The sequence below is a fragment of the Emticicia sp. SJ17W-69 genome (genome assembly GCF_051209875.1).
Taxonomy (GTDB): Bacteria; Bacteroidota; Bacteroidia; order Cytophagales; family Spirosomataceae; genus Emticicia.
In genome coordinates, this window is the sequence record NZ_JBNTQY010000001.1 from 2,725,104 (window position 1) to 2,738,813 (window position 13,710).

At 32.6% G+C, this 13,710-nt stretch carries 7 protein-coding genes; 2 read left to right on the forward strand and 5 right to left on the reverse strand.

Annotated features, from left to right (window positions below; translation table 11 throughout):
• Positions 1-52: 52 nt before the first annotated feature.
• Positions 53-4,195, reverse strand: coding sequence for a two-component regulator propeller domain-containing protein (locus ACQUQZ_RS11140; protein ID WP_435355005.1), 4,143 nt, complete (start codon positions 4,193-4,195; stop codon positions 53-55).
• Positions 4,196-4,693: 498 nt separating this feature from the next.
• On the opposite strand from ACQUQZ_RS11140, the gene ACQUQZ_RS11145 reads away from it, so the two are divergent.
• Positions 4,694-6,055, forward strand: a complete 1,362-nt coding sequence (locus ACQUQZ_RS11145; RefSeq protein WP_435355006.1) for an amidohydrolase — start codon at positions 4,694-4,696, stop codon at positions 6,053-6,055.
• A gap of 110 nt (positions 6,056-6,165) precedes the next feature.
• Positions 6,166-6,795: an L-threonylcarbamoyladenylate synthase gene (locus ACQUQZ_RS11150; protein WP_435355007.1), complete on the forward strand. Its 630-nt coding sequence runs from the start codon at positions 6,166-6,168 to the stop codon at positions 6,793-6,795.
• Positions 6,796-6,853: 58 nt separating this feature from the next.
• Here the strand turns inward: ACQUQZ_RS11150 and mtaB are convergent, their stop codons facing one another.
• The 4 genes from mtaB to ACQUQZ_RS11170 all read right to left on the reverse strand — a co-directional run bounded on the left by mtaB (position 6,854) and on the right by ACQUQZ_RS11170 (position 13,509).
• On the reverse strand, positions 6,854-8,185 hold the full coding sequence (gene mtaB / locus ACQUQZ_RS11155) for a tRNA (N(6)-L-threonylcarbamoyladenosine(37)-C(2))-methylthiotransferase MtaB (RefSeq protein WP_435355008.1): 1,332 nt from the start codon (positions 8,183-8,185) through the stop codon (positions 6,854-6,856).
• Positions 8,186-8,377: 192 nt separating this feature from the next.
• Complete coding sequence (locus tag ACQUQZ_RS11160) at positions 8,378-9,403, reverse strand: glutamine synthetase beta-grasp domain-containing protein (protein ID WP_435355009.1); 1,026 nt, start codon at positions 9,401-9,403, stop codon at positions 8,378-8,380.
• A gap of 436 nt (positions 9,404-9,839) precedes the next feature.
• Positions 9,840-11,255, reverse strand: a complete 1,416-nt coding sequence (locus ACQUQZ_RS11165; protein ID WP_435355010.1) for a C1 family peptidase — start codon at positions 11,253-11,255, stop codon at positions 9,840-9,842.
• A gap of 412 nt (positions 11,256-11,667) precedes the next feature.
• Positions 11,668-13,509 carry an LTA synthase family protein gene (locus ACQUQZ_RS11170; protein ID WP_435355011.1) on the reverse strand — a complete coding sequence of 614 codons (1,842 nt, stop codon included), beginning with the start codon at positions 13,507-13,509 and terminating at the stop codon, positions 11,668-11,670.
• Between the last annotated feature and the right edge of the window lie 201 nt (positions 13,510-13,710).

The window sequence follows — 13,710 nt, forward strand, 5'->3', positions numbered from 1 at the left end:
GAGAATTCGTGTATAATCAAAAAAGAAAAGGCTAAAGCCTTTTCTTTTTTGATTATTGCCAAGCTTCCATCCTTCTTTGAATTTCAATTCCCCACTTTTCTAACATATTTACAAATAACTCCATTTGGATTGGTTTACTAATATAATCATCCATACCAGCTTCTTCACATTCTAATCTACTTTCTTGTAAGGCATTTGCTGTCATTGCAATAATTATTGGCTGATTAATTTTTTGTTTCCGTATTTGAACTGTTGTTTGTAAACCGTCTAATTTTGGCATCTGAACATCCATCAAAATAACTTGATATTCCTTTTTCAAAATTGCATCTAAAACTTCTAAACCATTTTCGGCCAAATCAGCTTCAAAGCCAAGTTTACTTAACATTCTAATTGCAAATTTTTGGTTCATAACGTTATCTTCAGCTATCAAAATTTCCATGGGATATCTATTTGCAAAATCTGGAGACAGTTTTTGTTCATGGGGTTTTTCTATGCTTTTTTCAACCAAGATTGGCAAAACTTTTGGTGCCAAAGCATTATATATACTTCGGCATAAAATGTGTTGCTTGACTGGCTTTGTCAATACAGAACAAAACAAATCGGGGTGTTCTTTATAATAAGTGTCTGCTATAGAACTAAGCGAAATAATTGGCAACTTATCATCTATTTTTTTGATTCCAAGTGCCAATTCAATTCCATCCATTGTTGGAAACTGCATATCTGCAATCACCACAGCAAAATCATGGTTTTTATTGACAATTTTTAATGCTTCTTCTGGAGAATCTGTCAAGGTCGGAATCATCTTCCAACGCTCAAGTTGCCCTTTCAAAATATTTAGATTTGTAAGATTGTCGTCAATTACTAAAATTTGTTTGTTTTCTAAACTTTCTAAATTAAAAGGTGGAACCGAAAACTTAATATTACTAATGAGGGTTTTTATTGTGAAAGTAAATATTGTACCTTTATTCACTTCACTTTCAACTTCAATTTTACCTTTCATTAAGCTCACTATTTTTTCGCAAATTACTAAGCCAAGACCTGTTCCTCCATATTTTCTACTTGAAGATGCATCAACTTGAGAGAACGCTTTAAATAGTTTTTCTAATTTATCTTCAGGAATACCTATACCTGTATCTTTTACTTTGAATCCGATCTCAACATATCCATTTTCAAAATTTTCAATTAAATAAACCTTAATAAAGATTTCACCTTTTTCAGTAAATTTTATGGCATTTCCTACGAGATTCAAAAGGACTTGTCTTAAACGTAATTGATCACCCACAATATTTAATGGCACATCCCAATCAATCTGATATAATAAATCAATTTTTAATTGGGCAACTTTGGTAGCAAAAACATCTAATGTTTCTTCAATACAATTCCTTAAATTGAAACTCTTTTCTTCCAATTCCATTTTTCCCGATTCTATTTTTGAAAAATCAAGAATATCATTGATAACTGTCAATAATCCTTCTCCGCAAGATTGAATTGTATCTGTATAACTTTTTTGTTCTTCATTTAACTCTGTTTCTTCCAACAGTGAAGTCATCCCAATTATACCATTTAAAGGTGTTCTAATTTCGTGACTCATTGTTGCGAGAAAAATACTTTTAGCACGGTTTGCTTTTTCTGCCTCTTCTCTTGCAATGAGTTCTTCTTGTGTTGATTTATAAAGTTGTTGTGTACGCAATTCAACTTCTTTTTCAAGACGAATGTTATGTTTAGTGATTAAACCCATTCGGTAATAATAGTATAAATAGGCTAAACCAACAATACTTGAAATTAACAGGAATCTAAACCACCATGTTTCCCAAAAAGGAGGTAAAATCTTTAAAATCAACGCTACTCCTTTTTCATTCCACAAACCATCATTATTTGACGCTTTTACTCTGAAAATATATTCGCCTGCATCCAAATTTGTATAAGTAGCTGTACGGCGATTGCCAATATAATTCCATTCACTATCAAATCCTTCTAATTTGTAGGCATACATATTTTTGGAAGATAATGTATAATTTAAAGCAGCAAACTCAAATGAAATAACTGATTGAGTGTGAGCTAATGTAATTTTTTTTGTTTCAGTGATAGGCTTGCTCAGTGGAGAACCAGACTCTTTATTTCCAGGAATAATTGATTTGTTAAAAACCTGAAAGTCAGTAATATAAACGGGTGGCACAAATGTATTATCATGCAAACGTTCTGGATAAAATGTATTGAGTCCATCTGTTCCACCAAAAAACATTTCACCATCAATGGTTACAAAAGCAGCTCTTGGTTTGAATTCATTTCCTTGCAAACCATCTGAAACCCCATAATTTCTAAAAACTTTTGTTGATGGATTATAATTTGAAATCCCTTTGTTCGTACTTATCCATAGATTCCCTTTTTTATCTTTCAATATACTATGAATGATATTATTTACTAATCCATCATTTTCAGTAAAGGTCTGAAACTTTTTCGTTTTGAGGTTTAATAAATTTAATCCATCCATTGTCCCAATCCAAAGATTACCATTGCCCGCATCAACAATTGTTTGAATATTATTATTACTTAAGCTAGTTTTATCATTTGGATCATTGACAAAATGGGTAAAAACCTTCGTTTTTTTGTTGAAATAATCAAGTCCATTTTCAGTCCCTACCCATAAATTATCTTCATTATCTTCAAAAAGTGCTTTCGCATAATTATCACAAATACTCTTTGAATCTTTTGGATTATGAATATAAGCGGTAAAACGCTTAGTTTTTCTATCATAATAGTCTAATCCACCTGTGTAAGTACCTAACCAAAGATTACCATCTTTGCTCTTGAGAATTGCAAAAACACTTGAAGCAGAGATACTATTGGGATTTTTACTATTGGGTAAGTGATGAATAAATTGTTTAGTAGTCGTATTAAACAAATCAAAACCACCTAAATAATGACCTATGGCTAATAAATCTTTTTCAACCTCAATTACTGAAACTACAAAGTCAGAACCAATGCTATTTTGTGCATTTGAATGTCTTTTATAGGTAGTAAAAGTGTTTGTTTTTCTATTAAAATAACTTAAACCTCCCCCATCTGTTCCTAACCAAACATTGTCATTTTTTGAATCACCGGCAATAGACAAGATAATACTTGAGTTAAGTCCATTTATTTCTTGTTTATAGGTTGAAAATTTCTTTCCAAAATTTGGCAAAAAATTAATTCCTCCAGAATATGTTCCTACCCAAATATTTCCAATATCATCTAAGTATAAACTATAAATCGAGTTATTACTTAAACTATTAAAATCATTAATATCATATTTAACTGTCGAAAACGTATTTTCTTTTTCATTAAAAATACTAATTCCACCATTTTCTGTACCGATCCATAAATTACCTTTTTTATCATTCATGAATGATAAAATATTATTGAGAGCAATGCTATTAGTCTTTTGAGGATCATGCTTATAATTGATAAATGTATCATCTTTAGGGTTTAATCTGGCAGCTCCACCACCCGATGTACCAATCCATATGTTTTGATGATTATCTTTAAAAATCGCTCTTATCCAATTAGAACCAATCGATTTTGGGTTTTTAGGATCATTAAAAAATCGAGTAAAAAGGTTTTTATTTATATCAAATTTATTTAAACCATTTTTAGTAGCTATCCAAAGATTGCCAAAGCTATCTTCTCCGATTTGGAAAATAAAATCATTGCTTAAACTATTTGCGTTTTTTTCTTGGTGCTTGAAGCAAGTAAATGTACCTTTTTGAGTATTTAATAGGTAGAGGCCAGAGGTTGTACCCAACCAAATTCTTTTTTTACTGTCTTGAAAAATATCACGGACGCATATTTTAAACTTGTCATTAAAAAAATGATAAAAGCCATCAGTTTCTCTATTTAAGCGATCTAAACCACTTGAAGTTGCGATCCACAACTCTCCTTGATAGTCTTCTAAAATATCATATACAAAATTGTCGTTTAAACTTGAGCGATCGATATGTGAATGTTTATAGGTAGAAAAACGGTAGCCATCAAATTTATTTAATCCTTCTTCAGTTGCAAACCACATAAAGCCTTTTCTATCCTTGAGTATAGAACTTACATGGCTCTGGGAAAGCCCTTCATTTGTTGAAATACGCTTAAATGAAAAGTCCTTTTCTTGTGCAATCGCTATTTGAATGCACAAAAAAATATACAATAAAATTAAATTATATTTCATAGGAAAGAAAGGTGTATTGTACAAATACATTAAAACGCAGGTTTAAAATGCTTTTTAACGTTTGCATTATAAATTTATTACTAAAAAAACTTAGAAATAAACTAAAATATAGAACTTATACAAGTAAATGCAGCAAAAGTTATGCCAATAGTTTCTCGAAGTTTGCTTTTAAAAATTAAACTAAACCTACAATTTATTGGCTATAAATATCTCAGAAAGGCAAATGTATGAGGTAAAATTAATCATATTTTATGCTTAAAAAAAACTTCATAATGGTATTAAATTAAAATTTTATAAAAGTTGTCTATAATTTTATGCTAATTTAAGCAAGATTGGCTAACGGAATCGAATAATCGTAAGTTGATTAATAAATGTTTTAAATCCTAATTTTGCAATTCAACAGAAAGATTTTTATAAATTTCAACTAAATAGCAATTTATTCTAAACTACGATTCTTTTTTTGATTAAATTTGAAACATCATATAACTAAACTTACCGATGAAAAAAATCTTAACAACCATTTTAGCAATCTCATGTGGATTGGTATATGGTCAAACCTCACTTAAAACCAGAATCAATGCAGGAGCGGATGCTATTGAAAAAAAAGTCATCACTTGGAGACGTGATTTTCATGAACATCCTGAATTGGGTAATATGGAGGTTCGGACTGCAAAAATAGTAGCCGATCATCTTCGCTCACTTGGCATCGAAGTTCAAGAAAAAGTTGCCGTAACCGGTGTAGTTGGAATTCTCAAAGGTGGCAAACCTGGTCCTGTAGTTGCTCTTCGTGCAGATATGGACTGTTTACCAGTTACTGAACGTGTAGATGTTCCCTTCAAATCAACCGTTTCAACTGTTTATAATGGTCAGAAAACAGGTTTAATGCACGCCTGTGGCCATGACTCACACGTGGCTATCTTAATGGGTGTTGCAGAAGTATTATCTTCTATGAAAAATGATATTGCTGGAACAGTAAAATTTATTTTCCAACCTGCTGAAGAGGGTGTTTATGACCCAAGTTTATTAAAAAATGGTAAATCTGGTGCAGAATTAATGGTAATGGAAGGAGTAATGGAAAACCCTAAAGTTGATGCTGTATTTGGCTTACACATTAGCTCAGTTACAGAAGTGGGTACCATCGGCTATCGCCCAGGAGCAACAATGGCGGCTGTTGATCAATTAGGAATTAAAGTAAATGGTAAACAAACACACGGAGCAAATCCTTGGGGAGGTATTGACCCAATTGTGACGGCCTCACAAATTGTCATGGGCTTACAGACAATTGTTAGCAGAAATGTGAATATTACTGAAAATCCTGCCATTGTTACCGTTGGAGCAATTCATGGTGGTATTCGTCAAAACATCATTTCTGAATCACTTGATATGATTGGAACAATTCGTACTTTCGGAACAGAACAAAGAGAATTAGTTCATAAAAGAATCAGAGAAGTAGCCACAAATATTGCAGAAAGTGCTGGTGCTAAAGCTGATGTTACTATCGAAACAGGTTATCCAGTTACGTACAATGACCCAGCTCTTACCGAAAAAATGATTGGGTCATTAGAAAACTTAGCTGGTAAAGCAAATGTGCAAGTTCAACCTGTTCAAACTGGTGCCGAAGACTTTAGCTTTTTTCAACAAAAAGTCCCTGGATTCTTTTTCTTTTTAGGTGGAAAACCTAAAAATGTAAAAGTTGGATTTCCACACCATACACCAGATTTTTACATTGATGAATCTGGCTTTACACTCGGTGTAAAATCACTTGCAGCTTTAACAGTTGATTATATGGATATGAATGCTCCAAAATCAACAGATAACGAAGCTTCAGCGGTAGGTAAAAAAAGCAAAAAAAGTAAATAAGTTAAACTTAAGCAAATTGATTTGTTGAATTGTTTGCCAAATATAGTTTTCAAAATTTTAATGAGCAGTTATCAACTTTTGATTGATAACTGCTCACTAATAACAAAAAGATGTCTGCTGAGATTATAGAAATATTCCCAAGTAATTTAGATGAAAGAAAACTCCGTCATGTTGTCGATTGTCTAAAAAATGGAGGGATTATCATTTATCCTACCGATACAGTTTATTCAATGGGATGTGATATTAATAATGTAAAAGCTGTAGAAAAACTCTGTAAAATTAAAGGAATCAAACCTCAACAAAATAATTTTTCAATTGTTTGCCACGATTTAAGCAATATTTCAACGTATGCAAAAGTTTCAAACAACGCTTTTCGCTTAATGAAACGAGCTTTACCTGGACCGTTCACATTCATATTGCCTGCAACAGGAGAACTTCCAAAAATTCTTCAAACAAAAAGAAAAACCATAGGTATTCGTATTCCAGACCACGAAATTCCTTTGAAAATTATTGAAATGTTGGGCAACCCAATTATTACAACATCTGTGAAAGACGATATTGATGATATCATTGAATACCCTAATGAAATTGAAGTAATTTATCAGCAAAACAGTGAAAAAGCTGATATTATTATTGATGGTGGTTGGTGCGGAATTCAAGCATCAACGGTTGTTTTTGCCGTTGATGATGATTTTGAAGTTATCAGACAAGGAGTTGGTGATTTAGCAGAATTTTTGTAACACAATTCTCCGAATTGTGCCATTTCAACGAACACAATTCGGAGAATTGTGTTACAAATTAGTGCATCAGATATTCCTCAACTTCTTCTACCTCAACCAACATTTTTTCATTTACCAACGACAAGTTTACAGTCTTCATTTCATTGATTAAGATGGGGTCATACTTGGCCGTAACTCGAACATAATTTTCAGTCCATCCGTGCATGTTTCCTTCTTCTATATCTTCTTCAAATAATACATTAAATGTTTTTCCAATTTGGCTTTCGTAGAAAAATCTGCGTTTTTTGTCAGACAAAATATGTAACATTCTCGAACGCTCGGCACGTTTATTTTGAGGTACAATTGGCTTGATTCCGATAGCAGTTGTATTGGGTCTTTCAGAATAAGTAAACACATGTAAATAACTGATATTCAATTCATTAAGGAAATTGTAGGTCTCTAAAAAAGCTTCTTCCGTTTCACCTGGATGACCAACAATTACATCAACACCTATGCAACAATCAGGCATTAGTTGTTTGATTTTATTCACTCTTTCAACATACAATTCACGCTTATAGCGGCGTTTCATTAATGCCAAAACTTTACTTGAACCAGATTGTAAAGGAATATGAAAATGCGGAACAAATTTCTTTGATTTTGATACAAATTCAATAATTTCATCAGTCAAAAGATTAGGTTCGATGCTTGAAATTCTGAATCGTTCGATTCCTTCAACTTCATCTAATTCCTTTACCAAGTCAAAAAAAGTTTCTACTCGAATGCCATTCTGTAAACCAAAATCTCCAATATTTACACCTGTTAAAACAATTTCTTTTACACCACTTGTTGCGATTTCGTTAGCTGCTTTGACAACATTTGCCACAGTATCTGAGCGGCTTTTCCCACGAGCTAAGGGAATCGTACAATAAGCACAAGGATAATCACAACCATCCTGAACTTTCAAAAAGGTGCGAGTGCGGTCATTGAGCGAATATGAGGTATGATAATCAACTGCTTCTTCAATTTTTGAATTAAAAACTTGGGCTTTTTCATTTTGCAAACGTGGTTCTTTTACAAAATCGCCTAATAAATCAACTAAGCGAAATTTTTCAGCTGCCCCCAAGACGGCATCAACGCCTTCAATTTCAGAAATTTCTTGCGGTTTGAGTTGAGCGTAACAACCAATAATGGCAACATACCCATCAGGATTTACTCGATTTGCTTCTTTTACAATTTTCTTACATTTTTTGTCGGCATTTTCAGTCACCGAACAAGTATTTATAATAAAAATATCAGGATTTTCATTAAACTCGACCTTTTGAAACCCACGGCTCTCAAACATCCGACCAATGGTTGATGTTTCGGAGTAATTGAGTTTACAACCTAATGTATAAAATGCTACTTTTTTCATCTATTCTCTTAATAATGGTGCAAAGTTAGTGAATTTTATCTTTTGAAGCATGTTTTTTCAGGTTGTGATTGGAATGAATGCTAAAATTCTAATTCAAAATTTAAAGATTGAAGAATTTTTTTTTTGTATAAAAACAAAAACCCCTCAACATTGTCGAGGGGCTTTGCGAACAAAATATTATTCGAAAAAATCTTAAACTTTCGCTGTTTTAACAGTTTTGATAATACGAGCCGCAACTTTGTAAGGATCAGCAGCAGAGTTTGGACGACGATCTTCCAACCATCCTTTCCATCCTTTTTGCACTGCAGCAATCGGAATACGAATTGAAGCACCACGGTCTGAAACACCGTAAGAGAATTTATCAATTGATTGTGTTTCGTGCTTACCAGTTAAACGCAAGTGGTTATCAGCACCATAAACAGCAATGTGTTCTTTAACAAATGGAGCAAATGCTTGACAAACTGTATCGTAATCTTCTTTTTTACCAGAAGTTCTCAACAATGTGTTTGAGAAGTTTGCGTGCATACCCGAACCATTCCAGTCTGTATCACCTAATGGTTTACAGTGCCAGTTGATTGATATACCATATTTTTCGCCAATTTTTTCAAGTAAATAACGTGCAACCCACATTTCATCACCTGCTTGTTTTGCACCTTTAGCAAATCCTTGAAATTCCCACTGACCAGCTGCAACTTCAGCATTAATACCTTCTATATTTAAACCTGCTTGTAAACAAACTTCAAGGTGTTCTTCAACCATGTCACGTCCGAAAGCATTAGCTGCACCTACTGAACAATAGTATTGTCCTTGTGGAGCTGGGTAGCCATTTGCTGGGAAACCAACTGGTTTATTTGTTTCGTTATTCCACAAGAAATATTCTTGTTCAAATCCAAACCAAAAATCATTATCTTCATCATCAATAGTAGCACGACCGTTCGATTCGTGTGGCGTTCCATCAGAATTCAATACCTCACACATTACTAAGAAACCTGCACCTAAACGAGTTGGGTCTGGGCAAATGAAAACAGGCTTCAATAAACAGTCAGATGAACCACCTGGTGCTTGTTGTGTAGAAGAGCCATCAAAAGACCACATATCACAATCTTCTAATTTACCACTGAAGTTCTTTTCAATTTTGGTTTTGCTGCGAAGGCTTTGAGTAGGTTTGTAACCATCAAGCCAAATGTACTCTAATTTTGCTACAGGAACGTTTGCCATTTTTGTAATTTTTTAATGTATTGCGGTTATCAATCAAAGAATATGATACAAATATATAATACGAAAACAATATATTATTCTTCAAAAGCCAATTATTTTAGTGGAATATTCTAAATTCTTTATAAAGTACAACTTTTTGTTTGATTAATTTGATTTTTTCAATGATTCACCGCTAAATCGAAGCCTGTTTTTAATAAATTTGCAAAAAAAATATCATAATTCTCCTAAATCAAAACCCATATCTTAAATATTATAAACAAAACACTTCAATTCACCCCAAAACAAAACCTAATTTTAAAGAATTCTACATTTTTTGTAAATGTAATTTTTTAAAGAAAGGTATCACACAAAATTTGAGCAATCAAACTCAAAATTCGTTGATTTAATTCAAAAAAAACACAGATACCTTAAGCATCTGTGTATGTTTTGAGGTGATTTATTTTTCTTCCTCTTCTTCTCCTCCTTCTTCCTCTGGCTCTTCTTCGCCTTCCTCTTCTCCCTCTTCATATTCTTCTTCGTCTTCGCCTTCTTCTTCCTCCTCTTCATATTCTTCTTCTTCCTCTTCTTCTTCTTCCTCCTCTTCTTCTTCCTCCACTTCCTCCTCTTCATCTTCTTCCTCCTCCTCTTCTTCTTCTTCCTCTTCTTCTTCTTCTTCTTCTTCTTCTTCCTCCTCTTCTTCTTCATCTTCTTCTTCTTCATCTTCTTCTTCTTCATCTTCTTCTTCCTCCTCTTCTTCTTCATCTTCTTCTTCCTCCTCTTCTTCTTCTTCGCCTTCCTCCTCTTCATATTCTTCTTCGTCATATTCCTCTTCTTCTAAACCATCCTCATATTCGCTTAGAATTTCATCGTATTCACCGTCTCCTTCAAATTCCAATTCATCAAATTCTTCAGGAATTTCTTCGTCGTATTCAACTATTTCTATTCCATCAAAAGGATCAAAGTCTTCATAATCTTCCTCATTATATATAATAAGGTCCTTTTTATTGAATCCTCTACCATTATCCACAATTGATTTTTTATCATCAATCCAAGTTTCATCCGAATCTGGAATTGGAGTTGAGCGACCAAAAATCCAGCAATCACCCATATTAAATTTGTTATTAATCAAATAATTATAAGGCATATAACAATAACCTTTATCGCCCCACTGCTCTCCCCAAGAATTTCGAACAATAAACATATTATCAATTTCTGAATAACCCACACAAAGCATTGCATGTAATCCATGAGCTGAGCGTGAAGCTTCATCTGGTGAAGGCATTGGTACAATTCCTTTATTTTTACTACAAGTATCAAATGAAGGGAAAAGAGCAATTCCAAACACAATTGGATAACCTTCTGCTAGGGATTGTTTCCATGCTTCAAGGTCAACAGGAACAAACTTTGTTTTTTCTATTTTAAAATTAGCTGCAACTTCATAAGATTTTGTATGAGGTTTTACATTTACTTGCTTTGTATCATACGGCCAAGTTTCTTCCTTACAAGCACCAATTTTCATTAGACTATCCACTGCATACTGTATATGGCTTCCTGAGTCTTTTATCTCACGCCCAGTTCTTAACCGAGCATTATAATAGATAAAAAGTCGACTTACATCAAATGCTTTTTTGCTCAAATACTTTTTAACTAAATACTCATAAGCTCCTGCAACAGCATTTGCCGTACAGCTACTTAACTGTTTTTGGTCTTCTACTTGCGTCATAAATGGACGCAAATCTACTTTTTCAGGAAGGGTAGCATTTTTAATTTTTGATGAAGATCTGTACTTTTCTGCCCCTGAACTTGGAGTCATGTACTCATACCCTTTGATAGCACGCTCGCTACCATCATTCTGTTTGAATTGAAGTTTCATAGTTTAACAACTTGGTGAATAAACACCAGTTAAATAGTGGTTGAATTATTAATTGGAAATTTTAATAGATAAGAATCTAACTATGCAAACGTAGAAATAAGCTATCTACGTTTGAACAAATCCTGACGGTAACAAAAGTGAGGTAAATAAAGCAATTTTTTTAAAATATTTGGCATTAAATAAATTTAGGCAAAATATCAAGTTTTAAAATTTGATGGACGTCTTTAAAAATCAACAATTTCCATCAAAGGTTAATATTTATTACGTAAAGCGATATGATCTTATTTACATTTTAAGCTTACTAAGTACTATTTCAATAAAAAAAGAAATTTGTTTAAATCAGAAAATATGTAAATACTTGAATCAAAACTCAATGTGTTATTCTATGCTTTCCACATTTGAATTCCATATTTTACTTATCCAAGTAATCTTGAAACATTCTTTGCATCAATGCTTTCCCTAAATCTTGGTCCTTAGGACTAATATTTCCGTATTGTTGAATTATTTTCTGACCAACATTATCAAAAACAATCGATTTTTTCTTGTCTTCAACAAAACCATATCCATTATTAAAAGCAAAAAACGCCCAAGGTTTTGTTTGCTTATCGAAAATATTTTTGCTCCAGTTGTAAGCATAGGCATTCAGCCCAACTTGTTTTAATAGAGTTGAAGCAATATCAATTTGCGAGGCTACTTTGGAATTTTCAATATTTGTTTTTGCTAAAGCTCCCCCCAACCAAAGCATTGGAATTTTAAAATCATCAATTTTATTTCCTGTATGCGGAATTGGATGACCATGGTCAGCAATAATAATTACTAAGGTATTTTGCCACCAAGCCTGCGTTTTTGCTTGAGCAATAAAATCTCCTAACGATTTGTCAGCATAATACATTGCATTCATAAACATACTATCTTCATCATCGCCTTTAAATTTTGTTTCGATAGGAACTTCAAATGGCTCATGACTACTTAATGTGAGAAGCGTTGAAAAAAACGGTTGATTAGCATTTGTATGCTCATTTAAAAATTTTTGATAAACAATTCCATCGTGTGCTCCCCATTTTGAATTCCAATCTTTTTGGTCAAAATTTTGTTTACTCACAATCTTTTGAAAATCTGCTGCATATAAATATGATTTGATATTGGCAAAGTCAGTTTCTCCACCATAATAAAAATCAGTAGAATAGGCATTATCACCAAAATCTTTACTTAAAACAGGCAATTTTGAAGATTTATTCGGTTCAGTGATTATTGAGGCAATTGGCTGTGCAGGATAGCCACTCAAAATAGCAGGAAGCCCTTTTTCTGTCCTATCACCACTTGCATAAATGTTTGAAAAATAAATACCTTCTTTTTTTAAAGCATTAAAGTTTGGAGTAACTTCCATGCCATCAATGAGTTTTTCGGTAGCTTTTTTAGTGAAACTTTCCCAAACAATCAATAAAATATTAGGTTTCTTGATTTCCTTTTTCAAAACTAACTCTGACGAATTTGAAGTTGTATAAAGTTCTTTTATGGCATTACTTAATGTTTCTTTAGGTAAATATGTATAAGGATTTACTTTATCATAACTGCCATTAACAATGGAACTAAAAAAATTCCACGGTGCATTAACCGCAGCAATATTTGCAAAATTATTTGTAGAAAAATAAACGGTACTCTGATTCATTGGCGAAATTCCAAGACTTCCTCGAATTGGTATGATCAGAGCAAGTAAGAATAAACCAGAAACTGGAATAAATGGTAGATTTTCAATATAATTCCAACCATCTATATTACGTGTTACAATTCTATAAACTATATAAGACGCAACTATTAGCAGAATAATAAAACTTAAAAATAATTGAAAGATAGGTGAGGAACTTACCGAAGCCCAAGCTTCACGTGGTGAGTTGAGGTAATGTAAGGGAGTTGCATCCAAGCGATAACCCCAAGTATTAAAAACTTGCAAATCAATCACCACAATCAATGTAATGATAAAGACAATTACGAAAGTATAAGAAAATATCCAGTTTTCAAGGCGACTTTTTTTAATAAAATTTGAAACTGTAACTAAGAAAAAAGGAATAACAGAAAGATAACCAGACATTGAAAAATCCATGCGTATGCCATTCCAAAAAATCCCCCAAACTGTTTCTAAAGTCAGAAGTTTGGTATCTTCAATATGATAGCTTAGAAATATTATCCTTGCACTCAGGAAGAAAACCACCCAAAAGCAAAAATATATTAAGAGAAATTGTAAGCGTTCTTTCATTTATTTGGTTTGATTTGCTTAATTTAGCTCAAATATAAGATAAGAAATGAAAATTGAAAATTTGAAAATAAACAAAAAACCATAAATACTTGATTATCAGCAAGTTATTAATTCTTTGTTTCTCTTGTAATTCAAAGTTTTTCTATTTTTTTTAAACAAAAATTTCCACCATATATTTTTATTAATATTATTCGTAAATTT